The organism is Brevundimonas sp. C43 (assembly GCF_030732185.1).
GTDB lineage: Bacteria > Pseudomonadota > Alphaproteobacteria > Caulobacterales > Caulobacteraceae > Brevundimonas > Brevundimonas diminuta_C.
The window spans coordinates 1,077,983-1,101,572 of the sequence record NZ_CP132231.1 but is presented as its reverse complement, the minus strand read 5'-3'; the positions used below and the strand labels follow the sequence as shown (position 1 = coordinate 1,101,572).

Below are 23,590 nucleotides of genomic sequence, written 5' to 3'. Positions count from 1 at the left end.
CTTAGCCGGTTTCGACGGGGGTGTCCGTTCGGGCGCCCCATTCGGCCCAGGAGCCGTCATAGAGCCGCGATGGGTGGCCGAGTTCGGCCAGGCCCAGTGTCAGTATAGCAGCGGTCACTCCGGATCCGCAGGTCGTGATGACCTGTCGGTTGATATCCACGCCGGCGTCCGCAAAGGCCTGCTCCAAGGCTGAGCCACGTGTCATCGTGCCGTTTTCGTTTAGCAGTCGGCCATAGGGGAGGTTGCGCGCGCCGGGCATATGGCCGCTGCGAACGCCGGCGCGAGGTTCGGGCGCTGCGCCCTTAAATCGCGGTGCGCCGCGCGCATCCACGACTTGAGTATCTTGAGCCAAGGCCGCGCGCACATCGTCCAACGAGGCGACAGCATCGGTCGCTATCTTGGCACGAAAGTCCTTTGCCTCGGCCGCCGAAGGTCCGGAAACGGTCGGCAGACCGTCGTCACGCCAGCGCGGCAGGCCGCCGTCGAGCACCTGAACCCTCGTCGCGCCCATCGTCTTCAGCATCCACCAGACGCGCGCCGCCGAGAACAATCCGGTCGTATCATAGACGACAATCTGGTCGTCGACGGAGAGGCCCAGCGCCTCGACCGACGCCCCGAAGGCCTCTGGTGTCGGCATCATGTGGGGCAAAGAACTGCCGTGATCCGATATCGCGTCCAGATCGAAAAAGACGGCGCCAGGGATGTGGGTCTGTTCAAAGTCGGCGCGCGCGTCACGGCCGTCCAGATGCCAACTGCCATCAACGATCCGCAAATCCGGCGCGCCTAATCTCGCGGCGAGGCCCGTCGTCGAAATCAGCGGGCTCATGGTCGAGACAGGCTCAGTTGGATCACGTCGGTGCGGCGAGAGCGGAAACCGGCCTCGCAATAGGCCAGATAAAAGTGCCAGAGCCGGCGGAATCTTTCGTCAAAACCGGAAAGCTTGCTGATCTCGGCCCAGGATGCCTGGAAACGCTCATCCCAAAGCTTGAGCGTGGCTGCGTAGTCGAGGCCGAACCGTTCCACCGATTGCCAGGACAGGCCGGCTTTCGATACGACCGGCGCCAGCCGTTCTTCGGAGGGCAGCATGCCGCCGGGGAAGACGTACTTTTGGATGAAATCCGTCCGGGCGTTGTATTCGTCGAACAGATCGTCCTGGATCGTGATGATCTGCAACCCGGCCTTGCCGCCAGGTTGAAGGACGTCGTGGACCTTGCCGAAGTAAGCGGGCCAGTACTCCATGCCCACAGCCTCGAACATCTCGATGGACGCCACCCGATCAAATCGACCCTGCACATCGCGGTAGTCGATCAGTTGAATATCGGCGCGGTCGCTCAGACCCGCGTTGAACATGCGCTGGCGAGCGTAATCATGCTGCTCTTTAGAAATCGTGATCCCGGTGACCTTAGCGCCGATCTCGCGCGCCGCGAACTCGGCGAAACCGCCCCAGCCGCAACCGATTTCCAGCACTGACATGCCCGGCCGAAGATCCATCATTCGGGCCAAGCCGGCGTATTTCTCACGCTGCGCTGTCTCCAGCGCCTCCCCGTCGCGGGTGAAGCGGGCCGATGAATAGGTCATCGTCCCGTCCAGCCACTGGCAATAGAAGGCGTTGCCCAGATCGTAGTGGGCATGGATGTTCTTCTTCGACCCCGTCTTGCTGTTGCGATTGGTGCGGTGGCTCAGCCAGTTGACCACCCACATGATCAGATTGCCGTCGAACAGGCGCCGGATGTGATCGTAGTTGTCCACCAGGGTTTCGAGCAGGCCGGCCAGGTGCGGACTGTCCCACTCGCCCGCGATATAGCCTTCGGCGAATCCGATATCGCCGGCCGCCAGGACGCGGCGTGCGAACCGGTAGTCGCGCACCGTCATCATGCCGCTGGGACCCGGCTGCTTGCCTTGAAGCACATGGGTCTCGCCATTGGGCAACTGCACCGTCAAGCGGCCGAAGGTCCAGTTGGCGGCCAGAAGCCGCAGCAACATGGCGAACACGCGCGGTGTTCGGCTGGCGACGGCTTCGATATCGGCGTGTGCGACGCTCATCTTTTGACTTTCAACGCGGAATACAAAGGGGGTCAATCACGGTCGCTGTGGTCGTCGCCGCGACCGGAAACGGTCTTCAGGGCAGCAAGCGCCCGAGCGCGGCCCTTCTCGTGTTCTACGATCGGCTTGGGGTAATCGCGCCCTAGAACGATTCCGGCGTCACGCAGCACTTCGGTGGGTGCGGTCCAGGGCGACTGCAGCCAGCGGTCGGGCAGGCGGCGAAGTTCCGGCACCCACCGACGGACATAGCCGCCGTCGGGATCGAACTTTTCACCCTGCGTGATGGGATTGAAAATGCGGAAGAAGGGGGAGGCGTCTGCGCCCGAGCCTGCGACCCACTGCCAGTTCTGCACATTGCTCGCGCGGTCGGCATCCACCAGCGTGTCCCAGAACCAGGCTTCGCCTTCGCGCCAGTCGATCAGCAGATGTTTGATCAGGAGGGAGGCGACGACCATCCGAACCCGATTATGCATCCACCCTGTCGTCCAGAGCTGGCGCATACCGGCGTCCACCAACGGGTATCCGGTCCGCCCCTGTCGCCACGCCTTGAGGCTCGCGTCGTCTTGACGCCAGGGCATGGCGTCATACTCGGGACGGAACGCGCGCTCGGCGATGTAGGGAAAATGGTGCAGCAGGTGCGCCGAGAATTCGCGCCAGCCGATCTCAGCAATGAATTTGTCGGCTTCCGACTCTGACACCTTGCCGTCTTTGGCCGCCTGTCGGGCGCGGTCAATCGCCCGCCAGGGGCTGATCTCGCCCCAGTGAAGATGCGGCGAAAGGCGGCTGTTGGCGCCCTGCCGGTCGGGAAAGTCGCGATCCTTCGCATAGGTCATCAGGCCGGATGGTATGAACCTGGACAAGGCCTGCGAGGCCCCGTCTTCCCCTGGCGTCCAGTCGAATCCTTTGGACCAGTCCGGACGATGGGGGTGCAGCTTCCAGCCGTCGAGGTCGTCGGATTGAACAGTTTCGGGCGTCTGGATTTGGCGCGGTCCCGTTGTGTGAACCGGCGCCTCGGCCGTGGCCAACAGGGCTCTCAAGAACGGGGTGAAAACCTTGTACGGCTGGCCTGAACCATTCAGCACAGCGCCGGGGCGGCAGAGCAGGGCGCCGTTGAAGCCGAGGCATTCGATACCGTCCGCCTTGAGCGCGTGGGCGATTTCGGCGTCATGCTCAAACGCCTCGGGTTCGAACAGGCGGTTCATGAAGACGGTGTCGGCATCGGTTTCGCCGACTAGCGCCTGAAGCTGGTTCAGCGCATTGCCCTTGCGCAGAATCAGGCGCGAACCGCGATCTTCAAGCGCCGCATCTAGCGCCCTTAACGACTTGTCGAGCCACCAGCGCGACGCGGCGCCCATCGGCCGTTCGAAATGCTCGTCCAGAATATAGACGGGCAGGATTGGTCGCCCCGTCTCCGCCGCGTGGTTCAGGGCAGGATTGTCATGCAGTCGCAGATCGCGGCGAAACCACAGGATGACAGGTTTGGTGGCCACGCGGGCGAACTCCGTGATAACTTGCGCTCATCCCTTCAGAGCGCCACCTGATGGTCCAATAGCTGCGGCAAAAGCCGCATCCACAACACCGAACGTCGAAAGAGCCGCCTCGTGAGCCGACCCAACGCTGTCATTACGTTGTCCGAAGGTCTTCGGACGCCTGTCGTCATCGGCGGCGGCGCAAGAATCGCTTTCATTGCCGGTCCTTGCCAGATGGAGAGCCGCCAGCACGCGCTGGAGACGGCCCATGCCCTCAAGGAAATCGGCGAGCGGCTGAACGTCGGCATCATCTACAAGACCAGTTTCGACAAGGCGAACCGCACCAGCGCCAGCGCCGCACGCGGTATCGGTCTGAAAGACGCCATGCCGATCTTCGCCGAGATTCGCGAGGTCACAGGCCTGCCGACCCTGACAGATGTTCACTCCGAGGTTCAGTGTGGGCCGGTCGGCGAGGTCGTCGACGTGCTGCAGATTCCGGCCTTCCTCAGCCGTCAGACCGACCTGCTGCTGGCGGCCGCCGCCACCGGCAAGGCGATCAACATCAAGAAGGGTCAGTTCCTGGCCCCCTGGGACATGAAGAACGTCATCGCCAAGGTGGTCGGCGCCGGCAACGCCAACGTCATGGCCTGTGAACGCGGCGCCAGCTTCGGCTATAACACTTTGGTCAGCGACATGCGTGCGCTTCCGGTGCTGCGCGAGATCGGCTGCCCGGTCGTTTTCGATGCGACCCACAGCGTTCAACAGCCGGGCGGGCAAGGCGCCTCGTCGGGCGGTCAGCGCGAGTTCGTGCCGGTGCTGGGCCGCGCGGCCGTGGCTGTGGGCGTCGATGCGGTCTTCATGGAAACGCACCAGGACCCCGACAATGCGCCGTCGGATGGCCCCAACATGGTGCCGCTGAGCCAGTTCGAAGCCCTGGCCGCCCAACTGATCGCCTTCGACGACCTGGCCATCAAGATCGGGGCCAAGGCGCCGGTGGCGCAGGCCGCCTGAATCCTCTAGGTCGGACCCATGTCTGACACCCTGGACCTGGGCGCCCTGCAAAGCCTGTTGGAGCGCGTGCGCGGCCTGAAGATCGCCTGCGTCGGCGACCTGATGCTGGATCGCTACGTCTATGGCGAGGTCAGCCGCATCTCGCCCGAGGCGCCGATTCCCGTGCTCCGCACCAGCCGCACCGTCGCCATGCCGGGCGGCGTCGGCAACGTCGCGCGCAATATCGCGGCCTTGGGTGGGGTGGCGCGGCTGGGCGCCGTGATCGGCGACGACGCGGCCGGGGCGGAACTGACCGCTCTGATCGCCGCGGAGCCGCACATCGAGGACGTCGTGGCGAGGCCGGCAGGCGCGTCCACCATCGTGAAGACGCGCTTCGTTTCGGGCGGCCAACAGCTGCTGCGACTAGATGACGAGGCTGCGCCGACGCTGATCCAAGATTCGAACGCGTTTGCAGAGGCTTCAGTCTATTTGCTCTCAGATTACGCCAAGGGCGTCGTCAGCGATGCGCTTCTGGCTTCGGCGCTGAACGCGGCGCAGACATCCGGTGCGCCGATCGTCGTCGATCCAAAGGGAAGGGATTTCGCTCGGTACGGCGCGGTGGATGTCATCAAGCCCAATGCTTCGGAACTGGCCGGCGCCACCGGCCTGCCGGTCGGGACGGACGCCGAGGTCGAGACGGCGCTGGCTGCCTTGCTGGCCGCCACGACCGCCAAGGCGATCATCGTCACCCGAGCAGGGAAGGGTATGAGCCTGGCGCGGCGCGGCGAACAGGTGAAGCACTTCCCTGGCCGGGCGCGCGAGGTCTTCGACGTGTCTGGAGCCGGCGATACAGGCCTGGCCGCCATCGGTTTGGCGCTCGGCGCGGGCGCGTCGCTGGAGATGGCAGTCGAGTTCGCCATCCTGGCTTCTGGCGTGGTTGTCGGGAAGGCCGGCACGGCTGTAGTTACACCCGCCGAGCTGATCGAAGCCGAGCTGAGCCAGCACGCCACCGCTGCGGTATCCAAGGTGACGCCGCTCGAAGAGTTGGCGGTCGAGGTCGAGGGTTGGCGACGTCAGGGCCTGAAGGTCGGTTTCACCAACGGCTGTTTCGACATCCTGCACCGCGGCCATGTGGCCTATCTGGCTCAGGCGCGCAGCTGGTGCGATCGTCTGGTCGTGGCGCTGAACACCGACGCCTCCGTCAAACGACTGAAGGGCGAGGGGCGACCTGTGAACGATCTGGACAGTCGCGCCGTCGTCATCGGCGGGCTGGCCAGCGTCGACCGCGTCACCAGCTTTGACGATCCGACGCCGATCGCCCTAATCGAACGGTTGCGTCCCGATGTTCTGATCAAGGGCTCGGACTACACGCGAGAAGGCGTCGTGGGCGGCGACCTGGTCGAAAGCTGGGGCGGCGAGGTCAAGCTGGCGGATTTCAAGGACGGCTATTCGACCACGCGAACGATCGAGAAGATGACGGCCGGTCCTCAAGTAGCGGCAGCGATAGGACACGAGTGATGACGCCGAGAATGATCGTCGTGACCGGCGGCGCCGGTTTCATCGGTTCAAACATCGTCGCGCGGCTGACGGCGGGGACCGCTTATGATGTGGTCGTCTGCGATCGGCTGGAGACGGCCGACCTGGCCAAGTGGAAGAACCTGGCCAAGCACGCAATTGCCGACTTCTGGTCGCCGGAAGAACTGTTCGAGCAGCTGGAGCGCCACGCCGAGCGGATTGAGGCCGTGGTGCATATGGGGGCGATCTCTTCAACGACCCAGCCGGACGCCGACCTGATTCTGCGGACCAACTTCATCCTATCCCGCGACCTGTGGGACTGGTGCTCAATCCGGGGCTCGCGGATGATCTACGCGTCTTCCGCTGCGACCTATGGCGACGGAGAGACGGGCTTCAACGACGATGACGATGCAGACTCGTTGTCGCAGCTTCGCCCTCTAAATGCCTATGGCTATTCGAAGATGCTGTTTGACCAGTATGCTGTTCGGCAGGCGGATCGGGGGCAGGCGCCGCCCCAGTGGGCAGGGCTGAAATTCTTCAACGTCTATGGCCCGAACGAAGGTCACAAGGGCGGAATGAAATCGGTCGTAGCTCAGATCTGGCCCAAGGTCGCCGCAGGCGAGACCGTGACTTTGTTTCGGTCGCACAATCCGAACTATGCGGACGGCGGCCAGATGCGCGACTTTGTCTATGTCGACGATGTAGTCGATATCATCGAGTTTTTGCTCCAGTCGCCGCAGGTCTCGGGCATCTTCAACGCCGGCTCGGGTCAGGCGCGGTCGTTCGCCGATCTTGCGCGCGCAACGTTTGACGCCGCCGGCAAGACGCCCTCCATCGACTATGTCGATACGCCCCTGTCGATCCGCGACCGCTACCAATATTTCACCGAAGCCCGCATGGATCGCATCCGCGCCGCAGGCTTCGAGGGTCAATCCACGCCGCTGGAAGAGGGCGTGCGGCGCTACGTGCAGGACTTCCTCGCCACGGCTGATCCGTACCGCTGATGCGTCGGCTGACCTTCAGGCAATGGGTCGGATATGCAGGCTTCGCCGCCGTCTTCGTGCTGACGGCGGCCGTCGCGGTTTGGAGCGGCGACATCCTGAGGGCAGGTCTGGACCCGCAGGTGCCGTTTCAAACCTACAAGCCGCCGCCCGCGCCCGACTATCGAAAAACATCCTCCTGGGCGCTGATCGATCAGGGCGCGCCTAGTCAGGCGGCGGTCTTCTTCGTCATGCCGACCACTTTCGATGGCGGGGCCGAGTGGAATGGGCCGATCGACGACGCGCGGGCCAACGCCTATATGCGACGCGTCGTGCTGCCCAACTATGCGTCGCCCTTCGCTCGGGAAGGAAGGGTAAGCGCGCCGCTGTATCGCCAAGCCAGCCTTTACACGCGCCTGACCTTGCGAGACGACGCCCGTGAAGCGCGCGCCTTCGCCTATGACGATGTGAAGGCCGCCTTCGACTTGTGGCTGCGACAGCATCCTGCCGGCCCGATCGTGATCGCCGGCGTCGAACAGGGCGGGGAACTGACGGCGCGTCTCGTTCGCGACCGGCTCCGCGCCAGTCCGGCGCTGAAGGACAGGCTTGTCGCCGCCTATCTGATCGAGACCCTGGTCGGGCGCGAGATGTTCCGGCAGGCGATCTCTCCCTGCGACACGGCCGACCAAACGGGATGTATCGTGGCCTGGGCGTCGGTGCAGGACGGCGACGAACCGGGCGCGCGGCGCAAGCTGAGGCGCGCCCTGGAGTGGGATGATCGGGGCGATCTGGTGAACCTGTCTACTGACCCCATCTGCGTGAATCCGGTAACGGGTGCTGCCAGCCAACCGCGTGCCGCGGCGCGTCAGCACAGCGGTGCCACCAATGCGACCGGTTTGGAATGGGGCGCCCGACCCGCTCTCACGGGTCGGCTGATCTCCACGCAATGTCGTGGCGGCCTGTTGTGGCATAGCGCGCCGGATGCCGACTTTTTGACGGCTGGCGGCAGTTGGGCGGACCGGCGCAAGATCGTGCCCTACAACCTCTTCTACGGCGATATCGAACGTGACGTCAGCGTGCGTATGGCGGCCTGGCGAGCCAAGCACGGCCTTTAAGGTGGCCGTCCTCCCGGTTTGTCTGGCGCCGCTCGCGCGCAGCGGGTAGGCTTGCCGCGTCAGGGAGGGATCTGAATGGACGTGACCACCATCTTCGCCGGCGTCGTGCTGCTGCTGGCCATCGTGCTGTTGATCAGCGTGATCAAGATCGTGCCGCAAGGCCGTGAATTCACAGTCGAACGCTTTGGCAAATACACGAAGACGTTGAGCCCCGGCATCGGCTTCCTGACCCCGTTCGTGGAGCGGGTCGGCCGCCGCATGAACATGATGGAGCAGGTTCTGGACGTCCCGACCCAGGAGGTCATCACCAAGGACAACGCCATGGTGAAGGTCGACGGCATCGTCTTCATCCAGGTGATGGATTCCGCCCGCGCCGCTTATCGCGTCGACGATCTGCCCTATGCGATTTCGCAACTGTGCATGACCAATCTGCGGACCGTGGTTGGTTCGATGGAACTGGACGAGGTGCTGAGCCAGCGTGACAGTATCAACACGCGCCTGCTGCACGTCATCGATGCCGCGACCGAGCCGTGGGGCGTCAAGGTCAATCGGATCGAGATCAAGGATTTGACCCCGCCGACCGACATCACCAACGCCATGGCGCGTCAGATGAAGGCCGAGCGTGAACGTCGGGCCGTCATCACCGAGGCCGACGGCGAGAAATCCGCCGCCATCGCCCGCGCCGAGGGCGCCAAACAGGCCGCTATCCTTCAGGCTGAGGGCCGCAAGGAAGCCGCCTTCCGCGATGCCGAGGCGCGCGAGCGTGAGGCCGAGGCCGAGGCCCGCGCCACGGCCATGGTGTCGGAAGCCATCGCCCGCGGGGACGTCAACGCCATCAACTATTTCGTCGCTCAGAAATACGTCGAAGCCTTCGCCGAACTGGCGCGCAGCCCGCAGCAACGCACCGTCATCGTGCCCGCCGAAATGGGCGCCTTGGTCGGCACGATCGCCGGCATCGGCGAGATGGTCAGCCTGGCCAAGGATCAAAACTCGGCCGCGACGCCGCCCGTGCGGCCCGCGCCGCCCCGCCGCCCCGCCGGGGGCTCCGTTCCACCCTCGGCCTGATCCAAGGAGGCTGCCCGATGATGTCGCTTGCTGATCTCTATGTCGCCCAGCCGTTCTGGATCTGGTTGGCGATCGGGGTTCTGCTGCTGGCGATCGAGGCGATGTTCTCGACCGAGTGGCTGCTGTGGCCCGCTGTTTCGGCCGGCGTCGTCGCGGTCATGACGGCGGCGGGTGTGCGGTTGGGGCTGCCGAACGAGGTCGCCGTCTTCGCGGTTCTGACTGTCATCGCCACCCTGCTGTCCCGTCGTCTGATCTCTAAAGCCAATCCCGACGGTCCCGACATCAACGACCGCGACAGCCGTCTGGTCGGCCAGCGTGCGCGCGTGGTCGAGACGTTCGTCTCGGGCCGCGGTCGTGTCTTCATCTCCGGCGCTGAATGGCCGGCCGAGATCGTTGGCGAGGCGCCGATCGAGGGGCAGGACGTTGTTGTGATGCGGGTGAACGGCTCCTTGCTGACGGTGCAGTCGCCCGTCTGAACCGCAAGCGTCGCGCGGCGTTCGTCAGGCATGACTGACAGCCAAACCGCCGGCACAGACGGCTTGCCGACACCCAGGCGCTATTGGGCCATCGTGTCCATCGGCCTGGGCATTACGCTTGCCGTTCTGGATGGCGCGATCGCCAATGTCGCCCTGCCGTCGATTGCGCAGGATCTACAGGCGTCATCGGCCGCCTCGATCTGGATCGTCAACGCCTATCAGATCGCCATCGTGGTCGCTCTTTTGCCGCTGGCGTCACTGGGCGAGATCGTCGGTTATCGCCGTGTGTCGCAGGCCGGTCTGGCCGTCTTCACCCTGGCCTCCATCGCCTGTGTGTTCGCCAACTCCATCGAGACACTCAGCCTCGCGCGTGTTGTTCAGGGCTTCGGAGCGGCAGGCATCATGAGCGTCAACGGAGCCTTGGTCCGGTACACCTATCCGCAGCGACTGCTGGGTCGTGCGGTCGGGATCAACGCGGTGATCGTTTCGTTGGCGGCAGCCGCGGGGCCGACCATCGCCAGCGCCATCCTGGCTGTCGGACACTGGCGCTGGCTGTTCGCGCTGAATGTGCCGATCGGCCTGCTGGCGGTGTCGCTGGCGGGTTTCACCCTGCCGCATAACCGACTTCAGCCGCGAAAGCTGAACTGGCTCGGCGCTGCGCTGAACGCTGCGGCATTCGGCCTGCTGATCACCGGCCTTCAATCGCTGGCACACGGTGAGGCGGCCGTTCTTGGCTTCGGTCTGACAGGGGCAGGGCTCGCAGCCGGGATCTTGCTGATTCGTCACGAGCGCTCACGGACGTCGCCGTTGATCCCGCTTGACCTGCTGGCGCGACCGATGTTCAGCCTGTCGGTCGCGACGTCGATCATATCCTTCACCGCCCAGATGATGGCGTTCGTGGCCTTGCCCTTCTTCCTCCAAGGATCATTGGGACTTACAGCGGTCGAGACCGGCCTGCTGATGACGCCTTGGCCACTGGCGACCATGATTGCTGCGCCGTTGGCTGGCTATCTTTCCGATCGCTATTCGGCGGGCGTGCTGGGCGCGATCGGGCTTAGCCTGTTCGCATGCGGCCTGATGGCGCTGAGTTTCCTCAATGCCGATTCGAGCCACTTCGACATCATCTGGCGCATGGCGCTTTGCGGCGCGGGCTTCGGATTTTTCCAGTCGCCCAACAATCGCGCCATGTTGTCGGAAGCGCCGAAGAATCGTGCCGGCGCGGCGGGCGGCACCCTGGGCATGGCGCGGGTCGTCGGGCAATCCCTGGGCGCCGTGGTGGTGGCCTTTCTGCTGTCGGCCGCGCCGATAAACGGCGTCGCTCACGGGTTTCAGATCGCGGCGGTCACGGCTCTGTTTGGCGCGGTGATGAGCGGGTCGCGCGTTCGCCGACGTCCAGCCGAGCCGGACAAGGAGGTCGAGGCGGTCTAGCGCCGGGGCAGTTCGGCGACACCGCGATTCGCCAGTTGGTCGGCGCGTTCGTTCAGTTCATGGCCGGCATGACCCTTCACCCATCGCCATTTCACGTCGTGACGCAGGCGGGCCGCGTCCAGCCGCTTCCATAGCTCTGCGTTTTTTACAGGCTTCTTGTCGGCCGTCAGCCAACCGCGCGCCTTCCAGCCGCGCATCCATTCGGTGATTCCCTGCATGACGTATTTGCTGTCGGTATGCAGTTCGACCTTACAGGGCCGTTTCAAGGCTTCCAGCGCCATAATGGCGGCCATCAGCTCCATTCGATTGTTGGTCGTGTTGGCCTCGCCGCCCCACAATTCCTTCTCGTGACCGCCGCCGGCCTGAAGCACGGCGCCCCAGCCTCCGGGGCCCGGATTGCCCTTGCAGGCGCCGTCGGTGTGGATGATGACGTGATCGGAGGGACTCATAGTCGCGCAGACCTACAGCCTCCCTTGGCGCGCGGCCATCACTGCGCCTATATGCGGGTCGAATAAGAGTGGATGGGATCGGATGACCGATCCCCGCGAGGAGATTAGCCATGGGCTCCATGAGCATCTGGCATTGGGCCATCGTCATCGTCGTCATCGCGCTGCTGTTCGGCGGCCGGGGCAAGCTGTCGGGCATCATGGGTGACGCCGCCAAGGGCATCCGCGCCTTCAAGGATGGTCTGAAGGACGAAGACAAGAAGGACGGCCCGCACGAGGGCGTCAGCTCGCTGCCGCGCACCGAGGCGGAAAAGGAAGAGTTGAAGCGCTAGTCGTCGTCTGTAAGGGCTGACGCATGGGCGGGCTCGGCCCCGGTATCGGGGGTTTCGAATTAGTGGTGATCGGTCTGGTGGCCCTGCTTGTGGTGGGGCCAAAGGATCTGCCTGTCCTGATGCGGCGCGTCGGTCAGATGGTGGCCAAGGCGCGCGCCATGGCCAACGAGTTCCGATCCAGTTTCGACGAGATGGCGCGTCAGTCCGAACTGGACGACCTGCGCAAGGAGGTCGAGGCGCTGCGCACGGGGCAGGGGGCCATGTATCCCCTGGGCGCCGAGGCGGACGCCGCGTTCAAGGACATCAACGCCGGATTGACCGGGCCGACTGCGGCGGCTGCCCTGCCTGCGCCCGAGCCGGAGGCGCCGGTGATGACGCCTGCGGCCGATGAATGGCTGGATACGCCGGCGCCTGTTGAGCCCGTTATGACGACGAAGTCCAAGCGATCGGCTCCCAAGGCTAAGACCGAGACGGGTGTTTCCGGATCGGCGACGGCCAAACCGCGCTCAGCCGCCAAACCGAAGACCGCCGCGTCTGCAGCGAAGACCAAGGCTGCAGCCGCCAAGCCCAAGACCTCGCGCAAGAAAGCCGCTGACCTGTGACGCCTTCCGATCGTGACGAGGCCGAGATCGAGGCGTCACGCGCGCCTCTGATGGATCACCTGATCGAGCTGCGCGGACGACTGCTCATCTGCGTCGTGGCCTTCTTCTTGGCCTTCATCCTCTGCTTCGCCTTCGCCAATCAGATCCAGATTGCGCTGATCAAGCCGTATCAGGCCGCCGTGGCGATCCATGCCGCTGCCTTGGCGACCGGCGGTCACGCCAATCCCATCGAACTGATTGCGGTGATGACGGGGATCAAACCCTATCCGCCAGGCAGCGCCGCCGTTGTGCAGCTGATCGCCACGGCGCCGCTGGAACAACTGTTCACTAAGATGAAGATCGCCGCCTTTGGCGCGGCGGTTCTGACCTTCCCCGTCATGGCATGGCAGATGTACCGGTTTGTGGCGCCGGGTCTCTATCGCAACGAACGCGGGGCGTTTCTGCCGTTCCTGATCGCCGCGCCTGTGATGTTCTGCCTGGGCGGGGCGCTGGTCTATTACGTGATGCTGCCGTTCGTGATGCTGTTCTCGCTGAGCCAGCAGGTCGCCACTGACGGCATATCCGTGGCGCAAACCACCAAGATTTCCGACTACCTCAGCCTGGTCACCTCGTTGCTGCTCGCCTTCGGTCTTTGCTTCCAGCTGCCCGTGGTCACGACGCTGCTTGGCCTCGCCGGTCTGATCAGTTCCAAGGTCATGGCGGCCGGTCGGCGCTACGCCATCGTGGCTGTGGTTGTGGTCGCGGCCGTGGTCACGCCGCCCGATCCGATCAGCCAACTGATGCTGGCTGTGCCTCTGGTCATTCTCTACGAGATTTCAATCTGGTGCGTGCGACTGATCGAGCTGCGCCGCAAGAAGTCGGACGATCTGGAAGCCGAGATCGCTTAGCGCGACCTCGGCGTGTCGATCGCTGCTCGAAGCAGTCAAGCCACGCAAAAAGGGCCGGGGAGTGATCCCCGGCCCTTTGTCTTGGCTGCGATCAGGTGATCAGCAGCTGTAGTACATGTCGAACTCGACCGGGTGCGGATGCAGCTGAAGACGCATCACCTCTTCCATCTTCAGCTCGATGTAGCTGTCGATGAAGTCGTCATCCATCACGCCGCCCTTCTTGAGGAAGGCGCGGTCCTTATCCAGGTTCTCCAGCGCTTCACGCAGCGAGCCGCAGACTTCGGGGATCGAGCCGCGCTCTTCCGGCGGCAGATCGTAGAGGTTCTTGTCGGCGGGCGCGCCCGGATCGATACGGTTCTCGATCCCGTCCAGACCGGCCATCAGCAGGGCGACGAAGGTCAGATAGGGGTTACCCATCGGGTCGGGGAAGCGGGCTTCCAGACGCTTGGCCTTGGGCGAGGAGACGTGCGGGATACGGATCGAGGCCGAGCGGTTGCGGGCCGAATAGGCCAGCTTCACCGGGGCTTCATAGCCGGGGACCAGACGCTTGTAGGAGTTGGTGGTCGAGTTGGCGAAGGCGTTGATGGCCTTGGCGTGTTTGATGATGCCGCCGATGTACCACAGACATTCCTGCGACAGACCGGCGTACTGGTCGCCGGCGAACTGGGGCTTGCCGTCCTTCCAGATCGACATGTGGACGTGCATGCCCGAACCGTTGTCCGCAAACATCGGCTTGGCCATAAAGGTCGCCGACTTGCCGTAGGCGTGGGCCACATTATGGATCACGTACTTATAGAGCTGCAGGCGGTCGGCCATGGTCAGCAGGTCCGAGAACTTCAGGCCCAGTTCGTGCTGAGCCGGAGCCACCTCGTGGTGGTGCTTCTCGGGCTGAAGGCCCAGATCGCGCATGACGCCCAGCATTTCGCCGCGCAGGTCCTGACCGGAATCGACCGGATTGACGGGGAAATAGCCGCCCTTGGGCCCAGGGCGATGGCCCATATTGCCTTCGGAATATTCGGCGCCCGTGTTGGCCGGCAGCTCGGTCGAATCGTAGCTGTAGCCGGTGTCGTGCGGCTGGGTGGACCAGCGCACGTCGTCGAAGATGAAGAACTCGGCTTCCGGTCCGAAGAAGACCTGGTCGCCCACGCCCGACGACTGGACGTAGGACAGCGCCTTCTTGGCCATCGAGCGGCTGTCGCGGTTGTAGGGCTCGCCGGTGTCCGGGTTCAGCACGTCGCAGAACAGGAACATCGTCTTCTGCTGATAGAAGGGATCGATATAGGCCGTGGTCAGGTCCGGCTTCAGCAGCATGTCGGACTCGTTGATGGCCTTCCAGCCGGCGATCGACGAGCCGTCGAACATCGTGCCTTCGTTCAGGAAGTCCTCGTCGACCAGATCGACGTCAAAGGTGACGTGCTGCAGACGGCCGCGCGTGTCGGTGAAGCGGACGTCCACATATTGGACCTCCTCATCCTTGATCTCTTTGAGGATCTTGCTGGCGCTCATTCTCGAAAAGTCCTGTTCTTGTCGTTTGGGGAGGAGATCGGACCGCGACCCTAGGGCCGAGGGCCGGGGAGGGTAGTCAGGTCAGACGGCTTGGGCTCCGGTTTCGCCGGTGCGGATGCGGATCACCTCGGCGACGTCGGACACGAAGATCTTGCCGTCGCCGATCTTGCCTGTGCGGGCCGAGGTCTGAATGGCCTCGACAACTGCGGGTGCGAGGTCGTCGGCGACGACCACCTCGATCTTGATCTTGGGCAGGAAGTCGATGACGTACTCCGCGCCGCGATACAGTTCGGAATGACCCTTCTGGCGGCCATATCCCTTGGCCTCCAGCACAGTCATGCCTTGCACGCCCACGTCCTGGAGCGCCTCTTTGACGTCATCCAGCTTGAAAGGCTTGATGATGGCTTCGATTTTCTTCATGGCGACCCCGGAGCGGCGCACGGAATGCAGCGGCGCTCGGGCGCGAATGGGACACAGCAGGGCCGCTCAAAGCAAGCGATTTTCGCAAGCTGGCGCAGGATAATCGGAACGCGGATGATAGAAACCAACGACCCGGCGATCTGGCGCAATTTTCTGCCTTGGCCGAGCGCGGAAACGCACAAGCATGCGCGTGGTCGTTTGGCGGTCGTTTCCGGAAAGGCGCATCACACCGGCGCCGCGCGGCTTGCAGCCCATGCAGGTCTGAGGATGGGCGCTGGGGTCGTGCGAATCCTTTGTCCGCCAGATGCAGCGTCGGTAATCGCGCCGGCTGTACAGGCGGTGATGTTGACGCCTTTCTCTTCACCCGAAAACTTAAGTCGGGAAGCCGCCGGCAGTGACGCCGTCGTGATCGGACCTGCCGCAGGCCTGGAGGATGCGACGATTGCAAACATTCAGGCGCTGGGCTCGACCGGCGCCGTTCTGGTGATCGACGCCGACGGCCTGTCGGTCTTCAAAGGGCGAACAGCTGAACTGTTCGCCGTGTTGGATCGTGACGATATCCTGACGCCGCATGAAGGCGAGTTCGAACGACTGTTCCCAGGCCTGCTGGCGCAAGGCCGCGAAACGGCCGTTCAAGAAGCGGCGCGAGCGGCCCAAGCGACGATCGTCCTGAAGGGCGCTCAGACCCTGATCGCATCACCTGACGGCCGCACCCGCCGAAACGAGAACGGTTCGCCGTGGCTGGCGACCGCTGGAACCGGCGATGTCCTGGCCGGCATGATCGGCGGATTGGCCGCCCAGCGCATGGACAGCTTCGATGCCGCTTGTGCCGCGGTCTGGCTCCATTCCGACGCCGCAGAACGCTTTGGTCCCGGACTGACCTCGGACGACCTCTATGACATTTTGCCAAAGGCCTTGTTCGAGCAATGGAAGGCCTTAGCGACCTAGCTCGTCCTACCTCAACCCAACCATTATAGTTCACATAATATATCTTAGGCGAGAAACTGTGTAGGCTGCTCAAGGCCTCAAACGGCTCTCTTGAGCTTGGCGTTGAATGGTCACTGGCTGTTCTGCCGGTTCGGGCTGCAGTGTCAGACCGACGCCCTTGAGCCATAGCTTCAGCGCCTCCCAATGGATCGCCGCGACCACCTTGAACGTCATCAGCGGGATTGCTGCTGTTGCAGCGGCGATGTTGCGATCATCCAACTGTTCCCGCTTGGCCGCCATAGCGGCCGTGATCAGCACGCCTTCGGCATCTAGCCCATCGATGGTCATGTTCAGGCGATCGCCCGGCGTATGGCCACGGAACTGGTAGTCCATCTCCATGCCCATGAATGGCGACACATAGAGCGTCTTGGCCGCGCCCTGACGAATGACGCCTGCGGCCTGATCTTCGATCGGGATCGGAATGACATAGGCGTGGCGGATGCCGAAGGTGCTGGTCACCTCGTACACCATGGCGGCCAACCGTCCGTCCGGCCAATGGCAATAGTAGATGCTGATCGGGTTGAAGACGTATCCGAGAACGCGCGGCATGGTTAACAGGCGGACAGGTCCACCTGCGAGATCGATGCCGGCTTGAGCCATCCACGCATCCACCTGAGGACGCAGCGCGCCAGAACCGTCTCCGTAATCCTTGTCGTGGAAGGACAAGAGATTGAACCGATTGCGCGAAAACAGGCGTAGGCGCGCATCCACAGCATCGATTTCTGACAGATCGAGCAGAAGCCAGAAGACGCGATAGTTCAGCCTATGGGTCTTGGGGCGAAGGCGTCGGTGCATGACCCGGCCGCGATAAAGGGCCGAGTTGAGGTTCACGCAGCACGTTCCAACTGAGGGCCCATCGGCGTGGTCAAATGAATGCGACCGCTTTCGTCGGCGACGGACCAAGGGCGACGTACGCCGCCGAGTTGTTCAGCGACGGCGAGGCCGGATTGCAAGCCGTCTTCGTGGAAGCCAGCGCCGAAATGTGCCCCGCAGTACCAGACGCCCCCCTGCCCTTGCAGGCTCCACAACTGCTTTTGCGCCTTTATGGCCGCGGGATCGAAGATGGGGTGCTCGTACAGTTCGCTGCGTAAAATCGTGTCGGCGCGTGGCGGTCGGGGTGGATTGAGCGTCACGAACAGGTCGTCGCCCGGCAGGCCTTGCAGTCGGTTCATCCAATAGGTGACGCAGAGACCGTCGTCCGCGCCGATATAGTTCCAGCTGGCCCAGGCGCGACGACGATGCGGCATCAGGCCGGCGTCGGTATGCAGGACGGTCAGATTTCGACTGTATCGGAAAGCGCCGAGCAGCGCCTTCTCCTGCGCCGTCGGTTCGGCCAGCATCGCCAGAGCCTGGTCGGCATGCGAACCGATCACGACCTGGTCGTAGCGTTCGACGCCGCCTTGGCTGTCGTGAACGAAGACGCCATGCTCGCTGCGCCGCACCGCCGTGACGCCGTGGTTCAGCCGAATGTCTTGGATCGCGCGAGCGAGATGTTCGACATAGACGCGGCTGCCGCCCTCGACGGTGCGCCACAGCGGGCGTCCCACCAGTTTCAGCAGGCCGTGATTGCCGCAGAAACGGATGAAGGACTCGGCCGGATAGTCCATCAGCGTGTGCGCCGGCGATGACCAGATCGCGGCGGCCATGGGCAGCAGGTGATCGTCGCGGAACGCCTCGCTGAACCCTTCGCGCTTTAGATAGTCGCCGAGCGTCAGCGAAGAATCGGACATCGCCGCCAAATCTTTTGGCGCGTCACGATAGAAGCGCAGGATTTCGCTCAGCATCGACCAGAAACGAGGGCGCAGGGCGTTGCGACGCTGAGCAAACAGGCCCGGCGCGGCATATTCGAACCGCCCGTCATCCAGCGAGACGGCGAACGACATATCCGTCGCCCGTGTCGCGATCCCCAAATGCTCAAACAGCGCGATGAGATTGGGATAGGTAGCGTCGTTAAAGCAGATGAAGCCGGTGTCGACGGCGATGTCGCCGGAAGGCACGCTGGCCATCACCGTATTGGAGTGCCCCCCCAGCCGGTCGCCCTTTTCGTAAAGCGTCACGTCATGGCGTTTCGACAGAAGCCAGGCCGAAGACAGGGCGGCGACGCCAGATCCGACCACAGCGATCTTTTGACGTTCGGCAGAGGGCGTCGCGGACGACAGGGGCATGAAAACTCCGAAAGATACACCGCTGCGCAATCGCTACGGCATGAACGGATTACGGGTCGCCGTCATGTTCGGATCGCGATTGATCCAGACATTTCCGCTGAGCGTATTAGTGTTCATGCATGCTGAGCCGTTATCCTTCGCATCAACGCCATGTCGGTCAAACCGCGTGAAGGCGCTCGACAGCTTGCCTGATCCGCTGCTCCACGATCGTCTGATCGAACAGATCGCTCTAAGGCGCGATCGTGACGCCTTCGCTGCGCTCTTCGCCTACTTCGCTCCGCGGTTGAAGGCCTGGCTGATCAAGTCGGGCGCGACCCCTGGCGCGGCCGAGGACTTTGCGCAGGACGCCATGCTGACCGTGTGGCGCAAAGCCGATCTGTTTGATTCTTCCAAGGCGCGCGCCGCCACATGGATTTTCACCATCGCTCGCAACCGTCGGCTGGACATGCTTCGTCGTGACGCGCGTCCCCTGCCGACGCCCGAAATCGAGCTGGCGGGGGACGATGTCCGCCGACCTGATGAACTGCTGTCGATGTCGCAAGACGCGGATCGCGTGCGTGATGCCCTAGCGCGGCTCAGCGCTGATCATGTGGAGGTCCTGCGCTTGGCCTTCTTCATGGACAACTCTCATTCCGAGATCGCCAAACATCTCGGCCTGCCGCTCGGCACCGTCAAATCCCGTATTCGTAACGCCATGACCAAGCTTCGTTTGATCCTCGCGCCGTCTGAGGAGGCTGCGCGATGACACCTCAGCGCAATCCCTCCGAAGAACGTTTGCTGGCCTATGCGGCCGGCACGCTCAGCCCGCCCGAGGCTGTGGTGATGGCGGCGCATCTGGCGATGCGGCCGGCCAATGACGCCTGGGTGCGCGACCTGCAGGCCGTGGGCGGGGAGTTTTTGGACGAGACCCACCCCTCCCCCTTGTCCAATGATGCGCTCGCCTTGGCGATGGCGCGGATCGAGACGGATGCCGGCAAAGCCAATCACAGCGCGCCCCTGAACGACATGCCCGAGCTGCCCGAGCCTCTGCGGCGCTATGCGCTGGGCCCATGGCGTTGGGTTGGGCCGGGGATGCGCGTGCGCGATGTCCATGCGCCGCGGGACGGTGATTGCCGCGTCATTCTTCTGAAGATCGAATCGGGTCGTGAGACGCCAAAACACACACATGGCGGCGTCGAGCTGACCTGCGTCATCTCCGGCGCCTATGCGACCGAAACCGAGCGTTTCGACGTCGGCGATTTCGAAGAGGCGGATCCGGAGGTGCTGCACCAACCCCGTGTAGTGTCGGACGAGCCGTGCCTGTGCGTCGTCGCGCTTGACGGTCAGATTCAGCTGGATGGGTGGGTCGGCAAGCTGATCCAGCCCTTCGTTCGCCTGTGACGGCTCTCGCGACCATTTGGGGTGTGGCCGCCCTGTTTCTCGTTGTCGTCATGTCTACGGCTTGGCTGGTTCAGAGACGAACCGGCCAGGGCGGTTGGGCGGACGCCTTCTGGTCGCTCGGATTGGGAGCGGCCGGCGTCGGCGTCGCGCTCTTCCCGATCGACGGCGCCGCTCCGTCATTGCGCCAGTATCTTGCGGCGCTTCTGATCGGCCTTTGGGGCTTGCGACTGGGGTCCCACATCGCTGTTCGCGCCGCTCACGAGGAACGCGAAGACGCTCGCTATGCGCGTCTGCGAGAGGACTGGGGCGCCGGTTTTCAGGCCAAGATGTTGGGCTTTCTTATGTTGCAAGCCGGAGCCGCAGCCTTCCTGGCGCTCAGCGTGATGGCGGCGGCGCGCAACCCAGCGCCGGGCCTGACGCTCCAGGATGCCTTAGCGACACTGATCTTTGTCGGAGCCCTGATTGGCGAAGCTGTTTCCGATCGCCAACTGGCGGCCTTCAAACGTAATCCGGCCAACAAGGGCGGAGTCTGCGATATCGGTCTGTGGGCCTGGTCACGCCACCCAAACTACTTTTTCGAATGGGTGAGTTGGTGCGCCTGGCCTGTGTTCGCCATCAATCTGAGCGGCGAATGGCCTTGGGGTTGGCTGGCGCTGACAGGGCCAGCCTATATGTACTGGCTTTTGACCAAGGTGTCCGGCGTGCCCTTGCTGGAAGAGCATATGCGACAATCAAGACCAAAGGCGTTCGAGGCCTATGCCGCCCGCACAAGCGCCTTCTTCCCTCGCCCGCCCCGTCGTTGAGGCGATCTTAGTCTTTCTGAGCTGATCCCAGATGCGTCTCGCCGCGTTCGCGGGCCATCTCCATCTGCCTGTGACGCTCGGCATATCGCTGCCGTTGGATTTCATCGCGGACATCGTGACAGCGCTCGCAGCACACGCCTTCGACATAGTGCGGCGAAGCCCGACCGGCCTCGTCCACTGGCAGACGACATCCCCGGCACAAAGTGTGGGGACCTTGGCTCAGACCGTGCCCGACCGAGACGCGTTCGTCGAAAACGAAACACGACCCGCGCCATAGGCTCTGATCCTCATCGACTGTCTCAAGATAGCGGAGGATGCCGCCTTCCAGATGGTGGACGTTCTCCACCCCATGGGCCTTCAGGAAGGCCGTCGATTTCTCACAGCGAATGCCGCCGGTGCAGTACATGGCCACGCGCTTGGCGCCGGTCTGCTCAATCAGGGCGCGACCTTCGCTGCGGAACCAGTCTGGGAAATCGCGAAAGCTGCGGGTATTCGGCTGGACGGCCCGTTCGAACGCGCCGATCTCGCCCTCATAGTCGTTGCGCGTATCGATCACCAAGGTCTCGGGATCGGCGATCAGGGCGTTCCAGTCCGTAGGTGAAACGTACACACCCGCCTGGTTCGCAAGGTCCAGATCCGGCTGTCCCATGGTGACGATCTCGCGTTTGACGCGCACCTTCATCCGGTGGAAAGGCAGGGCGTCGGTCCAGGCGTATTTGAGTTCCAGCGTCTCGAAGCCTGGCATGGCGTGGATCGCGGACAACACCGCTGCGATGGCTGTTTCCGATCCGGCGATGGTGCCGTTAAGACCTTCCGGCGCGACGAGCAGTGTCCCCCTCACCTGCCCAGCGTCGCAGATCGCCTGAAGCGTCTCGCGTACGGCTTCGGGGTTAGCCACCGGCGCGAACCGGTAGAGCGCGGCGACGCGGACGGCTTGATCGGACGAGGTCTGATGGTCGGTCATGGATCAGCCCCTCGAAGGCGCCGGAGATGGCGCGCCCAGCAGGACTCGAACCTGCAACATCCCGCTTAGAAGGCGGGTGCTCTATCCGGTTGAGCTATGGGCGCTCTGGCAAGACGTCAGGCGTCAGTGCGTCCAGGACTGCTTGCGGTTGGTGGCGAAATTGTCGGCATAGGCTTTGATGATCACCGGCGGATCGTTCGGCTCGTGCAAGCGGAAGGCTATGCCGTGACGCTCGGCGTATTCGATCGCCTCTTCCTTGGATTCGAAGCTCAGCCGAACCTGGCCGTTCATGTCGGTGGAGCTGGTCCAGCCCATCAGCGGATCGATGGTGCGCGCCGACGCCGGTTCGAATTCCAGCCGCCAGTCGCGGCTCTTGGCCTTGCCCGACTGCATCGCAGTTTTGGCCGGGCGGTAGATGCGAGCCAACATGGCGAAATCCTCAGTGACGGCGGGGTTTGTGACCCTGCCATAACGCGCGCCGGACATATGATCCAGCGGCCTTCCGTTGGTCGGGGCGAGAGGATTCGAACCTCCGACCCTCTGGTCCCAAACCAGATGCGCTACCAGGCTGCGCTACACCCCGGACCGAACGGAGCGCTCTATTGGCACTTCGCGGCGCGATCCGCAATCAAGGCTTGAAATAAGGATGTAAAACTTTGTCGCCGGGCTTGGCGTTGATTTCGGCCGCTCGCCCTGCCCGCAGTTCCAGGACGCCGTTGGCGGCGCCATTGGAAGGGATCGGCGCCTCGGAGAAGGGCGTGGCGTGCGAGGCAATGGAGACGATCCGGCCCTGCGGATCGATGTACAGAATGTCCAGCGAACTCGGCGTGTTGCGCATCCAGAAGCTTTGCTCGCGCGGCGCTTCTCCCGGCCATTGGAACAGCATGCCGCGATCGGCCTCAAGCGGCGGACGGAACATCAGCCCCCGTTGACGTTCGGGCTCTTCGTCGGAGATTTCGACCCAGAACTGATGCTCGCCCGACGTGGTCACGACGGCCAGCTTCTGCAGCGGCTCGCCATTGGGGCCGACCGGCGCCTTGGCCGCACATCCGGCGAGCGCGAGCATCATAAGCCCCGCCATCGCAAAACGTCTCGTCGCCTTGATCATACGCCTCTCCTGGGCGCTGGATCAGTCGCCCGTTCTGATGTCCGCCACAACCAGACCCTTGGGCCCGTTGGCGAATCGCACCCGCACCGCATCGCCAGGAATCAGATCATCCAGGCCGCAGCGACGCAGGGTTTCGATGTGGACGAAGATATCGCCCGGCTCACGATCACGCACGACGAATCCGTAGCCCTTGGTACGATTGAACCATTTGACCAGAGCGGTCTCCAGCTGTTCGTCACTTTCGGCGACCGGCCGCGGCGGCGGCGAAGTCACGGGGCGACGCACGGCCGGCGTCGCTTCGCCCTCGCCCAGGTCATGGATCTCGATCGTCTGCCAACCCTTGGCGCGCTTGACGCAATCGCACGTTATGGTCGCGCCTTCGTCAGCCGCGTCGCGGCCGAGATCGCGCAGGCTGCTGATATGCAGCAGAACATCTCTCGTTTCGGTCAAGGTCGGATCGTCAGGGACGATGAACCCATAGCCCTTGACGGCGTCGAACCACTTCACGCGCCCAGTGACGCGAACGGTCTGCGCCGTTTCCGTCTCTCTAAAGTCAGACACTTAAAAACCCCCGCCCGCGCCTCCAGCGGACTCGTTTTATATTTAACACCGTTCCGCGAAATTTTGAAAAGCGGAAAATGCGCGTCTATGCAGAAGCTTGTGTTTGGGGGAGTGCAGACGCGCATCGCAAGCGCTGGCAAATGACCGCCAGTCTCTTGTGCTACCTGAGCTAGGCTGCTTGCCGGGAGCCTCAAAGGCTCAACCACCATACTGCCCGCGTGGCAGTCCCTAGGGGAGTCGAACCCCTCTTTTCAGGTTGAAAACCTGACGTCCTAACCGATAGACGAAGGGACCGCTGCGCGGGAGAGCCGGCGATATAGCCGCGCCCTCGGGGCGGTGCAAGCGTGG

General features: G+C 63.5%; 26 protein-coding genes and 3 tRNA genes. 14 read left to right on the top strand and 15 right to left on the bottom strand.

The window, feature by feature from the left end:
- Position 1: 1 nt before the first annotated feature.
- Genes sseA through Q9R14_RS05550 form a run of 3 tightly spaced genes read right to left on the bottom strand, consistent with a single transcriptional unit; the run spans position 2 to position 3,533 of the window.
- Complete coding sequence (gene sseA, locus Q9R14_RS05560; protein WP_306003747.1) at positions 2-826, bottom strand: 3-mercaptopyruvate sulfurtransferase; 825 nt, start codon at positions 824-826, stop codon at positions 2-4.
- Positions 823-2,043 (bottom strand): cyclopropane-fatty-acyl-phospholipid synthase family protein, encoded by a 1,221-nt coding sequence (locus Q9R14_RS05555; protein ID WP_306003746.1) that lies wholly within the window; start codon positions 2,041-2,043, stop codon positions 823-825. Before Q9R14_RS05555 ends, sseA begins: the two co-directional genes overlap by 4 nt.
- 32 nt (positions 2,044-2,075) lie before the next feature.
- The gene (locus Q9R14_RS05550; protein ID WP_306003745.1) at positions 2,076-3,533 is read right to left on the bottom strand and encodes a deoxyribodipyrimidine photo-lyase; all 1,458 of its coding nucleotides are present in this window, start codon (positions 3,531-3,533) and stop codon (positions 2,076-2,078) included.
- Positions 3,534-3,644: 111 nt separating this feature from the next.
- Here Q9R14_RS05550 and kdsA point away from each other — a divergent pair, with 111 nt between their 5' ends.
- The 7 genes from kdsA (at position 3,645) to Q9R14_RS05515 (ending at position 11,081) form a co-directional block, all read left to right on the top strand.
- Positions 3,645-4,523, top strand: coding sequence for a 3-deoxy-8-phosphooctulonate synthase (gene kdsA / locus Q9R14_RS05545; protein ID WP_371929765.1), 879 nt, complete (start codon positions 3,645-3,647; stop codon positions 4,521-4,523).
- Positions 4,524-4,541: 18 nt separating this feature from the next.
- A complete protein-coding gene (gene rfaE2, locus Q9R14_RS05540) occupies positions 4,542-6,020 on the top strand; it encodes a D-glycero-beta-D-manno-heptose 1-phosphate adenylyltransferase (RefSeq protein ID WP_306003744.1) in 1,479 nt (492 codons plus the stop codon).
- Positions 6,020-7,021, top strand: a complete 1,002-nt coding sequence (rfaD, locus tag Q9R14_RS05535; RefSeq protein WP_306003743.1) for an ADP-glyceromanno-heptose 6-epimerase — start codon at positions 6,020-6,022, stop codon at positions 7,019-7,021. Before rfaE2 ends, rfaD begins: the two co-directional genes overlap by 1 nt.
- A complete protein-coding gene (locus Q9R14_RS05530; RefSeq protein ID WP_306003742.1) occupies positions 7,021-8,112 on the top strand; it encodes a DUF3089 domain-containing protein in 1,092 nt (363 codons plus the stop codon). Before rfaD ends, Q9R14_RS05530 begins: the two co-directional genes overlap by 1 nt.
- 75 nt (positions 8,113-8,187) lie before the next feature.
- On the top strand, positions 8,188-9,177 hold the full coding sequence (locus tag Q9R14_RS05525; protein WP_066551520.1) for an SPFH domain-containing protein: 990 nt from the start codon (positions 8,188-8,190) through the stop codon (positions 9,175-9,177).
- 17 nt (positions 9,178-9,194) lie between these two features.
- A complete protein-coding gene (locus Q9R14_RS05520) occupies positions 9,195-9,653 on the top strand; it encodes an NfeD family protein (RefSeq protein WP_306003741.1) in 459 nt (152 codons plus the stop codon).
- 30 nt (positions 9,654-9,683) lie between these two features.
- A complete protein-coding gene (locus tag Q9R14_RS05515) occupies positions 9,684-11,081 on the top strand; it encodes an MFS transporter (RefSeq protein WP_306003740.1) in 1,398 nt (465 codons plus the stop codon).
- Here the strand turns inward: Q9R14_RS05515 and rnhA are convergent.
- Positions 11,078-11,530, bottom strand: coding sequence for a ribonuclease HI (gene rnhA, locus Q9R14_RS05510; protein ID WP_306003739.1), 453 nt, complete (start codon positions 11,528-11,530; stop codon positions 11,078-11,080). The genes Q9R14_RS05515 and rnhA overlap by 4 nt on opposite strands.
- Before the next feature lie 110 nt (positions 11,531-11,640).
- Between rnhA and Q9R14_RS05505 the strand changes: the two genes are divergently transcribed.
- Genes Q9R14_RS05505 through tatC form a run of 3 tightly spaced genes read left to right on the top strand, consistent with a single transcriptional unit; the run spans position 11,641 to position 13,348 of the window.
- Positions 11,641-11,859 carry a twin-arginine translocase TatA/TatE family subunit gene (locus Q9R14_RS05505; protein ID WP_017503863.1) on the top strand — a complete coding sequence of 73 codons (219 nt, stop codon included), beginning with the start codon at positions 11,641-11,643 and terminating at the stop codon, positions 11,857-11,859.
- A 23-nt stretch (positions 11,860-11,882) separates the two neighbouring features.
- The gene (gene tatB, locus Q9R14_RS05500; protein WP_306003738.1) at positions 11,883-12,461 is read left to right on the top strand and encodes a Sec-independent protein translocase protein TatB; all 579 of its coding nucleotides are present in this window, start codon (positions 11,883-11,885) and stop codon (positions 12,459-12,461) included.
- Complete coding sequence (gene tatC / locus Q9R14_RS05495; RefSeq protein WP_295240257.1) at positions 12,458-13,348, top strand: twin-arginine translocase subunit TatC; 891 nt, start codon at positions 12,458-12,460, stop codon at positions 13,346-13,348. Before tatB ends, tatC begins: the two co-directional genes overlap by 4 nt.
- Before the next feature lie 99 nt (positions 13,349-13,447).
- On the opposite strand, the gene glnA is transcribed toward tatC, so the two are convergent.
- Positions 13,448-14,854, bottom strand: coding sequence for a type I glutamate--ammonia ligase (gene glnA, locus Q9R14_RS05490; protein WP_066551526.1), 1,407 nt, complete (start codon positions 14,852-14,854; stop codon positions 13,448-13,450).
- Between the two features lie 81 nt (positions 14,855-14,935).
- The gene (locus Q9R14_RS05485; RefSeq protein ID WP_008261682.1) at positions 14,936-15,274 is read right to left on the bottom strand and encodes a P-II family nitrogen regulator; all 339 of its coding nucleotides are present in this window, start codon (positions 15,272-15,274) and stop codon (positions 14,936-14,938) included.
- A gap of 24 nt (positions 15,275-15,298) precedes the next feature.
- Here Q9R14_RS05485 and Q9R14_RS05480 point away from each other — a divergent pair, with 24 nt between their 5' ends.
- Positions 15,299-16,222: an NAD(P)H-hydrate dehydratase gene (locus Q9R14_RS05480; protein ID WP_306003737.1), complete on the top strand. Its 924-nt coding sequence runs from the start codon at positions 15,299-15,301 to the stop codon at positions 16,220-16,222.
- Positions 16,223-16,291: 69 nt separating this feature from the next.
- Here Q9R14_RS05480 and Q9R14_RS05475 read toward each other — a convergent pair whose 3' ends face one another.
- Both Q9R14_RS05475 and Q9R14_RS05470 read right to left on the bottom strand, forming a co-directional pair.
- Positions 16,292-17,092 (bottom strand): DUF1365 domain-containing protein, encoded by an 801-nt coding sequence (locus tag Q9R14_RS05475; protein ID WP_371929764.1) that lies wholly within the window; start codon positions 17,090-17,092, stop codon positions 16,292-16,294.
- A complete protein-coding gene (locus tag Q9R14_RS05470) occupies positions 17,089-18,426 on the bottom strand; it encodes an NAD(P)/FAD-dependent oxidoreductase (protein WP_306003736.1) in 1,338 nt (445 codons plus the stop codon). The genes Q9R14_RS05475 and Q9R14_RS05470 overlap by 4 nt, the downstream gene beginning before the upstream one ends.
- Between Q9R14_RS05470 and Q9R14_RS05465 the strand changes: the two genes are divergently transcribed.
- The 3 genes from Q9R14_RS05465 to Q9R14_RS05455 are packed head-to-tail and all read left to right on the top strand — an operon-like array spanning position 18,425 to position 20,609.
- Positions 18,425-19,171 carry a sigma-70 family RNA polymerase sigma factor gene (locus Q9R14_RS05465; protein WP_306003735.1) on the top strand — a complete coding sequence of 249 codons (747 nt, stop codon included), beginning with the start codon at positions 18,425-18,427 and terminating at the stop codon, positions 19,169-19,171. The two genes, Q9R14_RS05470 and Q9R14_RS05465, sit on opposite strands and share 2 nt — an antisense overlap.
- Positions 19,168-19,806, top strand: coding sequence for a ChrR family anti-sigma-E factor (locus Q9R14_RS05460; protein ID WP_306003734.1), 639 nt, complete (start codon positions 19,168-19,170; stop codon positions 19,804-19,806). Before Q9R14_RS05465 ends, Q9R14_RS05460 begins: the two co-directional genes overlap by 4 nt.
- A gap of 50 nt (positions 19,807-19,856) precedes the next feature.
- A complete protein-coding gene (locus Q9R14_RS05455) occupies positions 19,857-20,609 on the top strand; it encodes a DUF1295 domain-containing protein (RefSeq protein ID WP_306003733.1) in 753 nt (250 codons plus the stop codon).
- Between the two features lie 7 nt (positions 20,610-20,616).
- Here the strand turns inward: Q9R14_RS05455 and Q9R14_RS05450 are convergent, their stop codons facing one another.
- From Q9R14_RS05450 to Q9R14_RS05420, 7 genes are all read right to left on the bottom strand, one after another.
- On the bottom strand, positions 20,617-21,573 hold the full coding sequence (locus Q9R14_RS05450; RefSeq protein ID WP_306003732.1) for a rhodanese-related sulfurtransferase: 957 nt from the start codon (positions 21,571-21,573) through the stop codon (positions 20,617-20,619).
- Positions 21,574-21,600: 27 nt separating this feature from the next.
- Positions 21,601-21,677, bottom strand: a tRNA-Arg gene (locus tag Q9R14_RS05445).
- A gap of 19 nt (positions 21,678-21,696) precedes the next feature.
- Positions 21,697-22,002 (bottom strand): ETC complex I subunit, encoded by a 306-nt coding sequence (locus Q9R14_RS05440; RefSeq protein ID WP_039245189.1) that lies wholly within the window; start codon positions 22,000-22,002, stop codon positions 21,697-21,699.
- A gap of 77 nt (positions 22,003-22,079) precedes the next feature.
- A tRNA-Pro gene (locus tag Q9R14_RS05435) sits at positions 22,080-22,156 on the bottom strand.
- Between the two features lie 45 nt (positions 22,157-22,201).
- Complete coding sequence (locus Q9R14_RS05430) at positions 22,202-22,681, bottom strand: DUF192 domain-containing protein (protein WP_306003731.1); 480 nt, start codon at positions 22,679-22,681, stop codon at positions 22,202-22,204.
- A 21-nt stretch (positions 22,682-22,702) separates the two neighbouring features.
- Entirely contained in the window at positions 22,703-23,242 is a 540-nt protein-coding gene (locus Q9R14_RS05425; protein WP_045811719.1) for a cold-shock protein, read from the bottom strand.
- A 219-nt stretch (positions 23,243-23,461) separates the two neighbouring features.
- Positions 23,462-23,536 (bottom strand) — tRNA-Glu (locus Q9R14_RS05420).
- Positions 23,537-23,590 lie beyond the last annotated feature (54 nt).

What these genes read in the sequence shown, in the direction of transcription:
- sseA (WP_306003747.1), bottom strand. Translation starts at nt 826, where the DNA reads ATGAGCCCGCTGATTTCGACGACGGGCCTCGCCGCGAGATTAGGCGCG.
- Q9R14_RS05555 (WP_306003746.1), bottom strand. Translation starts at nt 2,043, where the DNA reads ATGAGCGTCGCACACGCCGATATCGAAGCCGTCGCCAGCCGAACACCG.
- rfaE2 (WP_306003744.1), top strand. Translation starts at nt 4,542, where the DNA reads ATGTCTGACACCCTGGACCTGGGCGCCCTGCAAAGCCTGTTGGAGCGC.
- rfaD (WP_306003743.1), top strand. Translation starts at nt 6,020, where the DNA reads ATGACGCCGAGAATGATCGTCGTGACCGGCGGCGCCGGTTTCATCGGT.
- Q9R14_RS05530 (WP_306003742.1), top strand. Translation starts at nt 7,021, where the DNA reads ATGCGTCGGCTGACCTTCAGGCAATGGGTCGGATATGCAGGCTTCGCC.
- Q9R14_RS05525 (WP_066551520.1), top strand. Translation starts at nt 8,188, where the DNA reads ATGGACGTGACCACCATCTTCGCCGGCGTCGTGCTGCTGCTGGCCATC.
- Q9R14_RS05520 (WP_306003741.1), top strand. Translation starts at nt 9,195, where the DNA reads ATGATGTCGCTTGCTGATCTCTATGTCGCCCAGCCGTTCTGGATCTGG.
- Q9R14_RS05515 (WP_306003740.1), top strand. Translation starts at nt 9,684, where the DNA reads ATGACTGACAGCCAAACCGCCGGCACAGACGGCTTGCCGACACCCAGG.
- rnhA (WP_306003739.1), bottom strand. Translation starts at nt 11,530, where the DNA reads ATGAGTCCCTCCGATCACGTCATCATCCACACCGACGGCGCCTGCAAG.
- Q9R14_RS05505 (WP_017503863.1), top strand. Translation starts at nt 11,641, where the DNA reads ATGGGCTCCATGAGCATCTGGCATTGGGCCATCGTCATCGTCGTCATC.
- tatB (WP_306003738.1), top strand. Translation starts at nt 11,883, where the DNA reads ATGGGCGGGCTCGGCCCCGGTATCGGGGGTTTCGAATTAGTGGTGATC.
- glnA (WP_066551526.1), bottom strand. Translation starts at nt 14,854, where the DNA reads ATGAGCGCCAGCAAGATCCTCAAAGAGATCAAGGATGAGGAGGTCCAA.
- Q9R14_RS05485 (WP_008261682.1), bottom strand. Translation starts at nt 15,274, where the DNA reads ATGAAGAAAATCGAAGCCATCATCAAGCCTTTCAAGCTGGATGACGTC.
- Q9R14_RS05480 (WP_306003737.1), top strand. Translation starts at nt 15,299, where the DNA reads ATGCAGCGGCGCTCGGGCGCGAATGGGACACAGCAGGGCCGCTCAAAG.
- Q9R14_RS05465 (WP_306003735.1), top strand. Translation starts at nt 18,425, where the DNA reads ATGAAAACTCCGAAAGATACACCGCTGCGCAATCGCTACGGCATGAAC.
- Q9R14_RS05470 (WP_306003736.1), bottom strand. Translation starts at nt 18,426, where the DNA reads ATGCCCCTGTCGTCCGCGACGCCCTCTGCCGAACGTCAAAAGATCGCT.
- Q9R14_RS05460 (WP_306003734.1), top strand. Translation starts at nt 19,168, where the DNA reads ATGACACCTCAGCGCAATCCCTCCGAAGAACGTTTGCTGGCCTATGCG.
- Q9R14_RS05455 (WP_306003733.1), top strand. Translation starts at nt 19,857, where the DNA reads ATGTCTACGGCTTGGCTGGTTCAGAGACGAACCGGCCAGGGCGGTTGG.
- Q9R14_RS05450 (WP_306003732.1), bottom strand. Translation starts at nt 21,573, where the DNA reads ATGACCGACCATCAGACCTCGTCCGATCAAGCCGTCCGCGTCGCCGCG.
- Q9R14_RS05440 (WP_039245189.1), bottom strand. Translation starts at nt 22,002, where the DNA reads ATGTTGGCTCGCATCTACCGCCCGGCCAAAACTGCGATGCAGTCGGGC.
- Q9R14_RS05430 (WP_306003731.1), bottom strand. Translation starts at nt 22,681, where the DNA reads ATGATCAAGGCGACGAGACGTTTTGCGATGGCGGGGCTTATGATGCTC.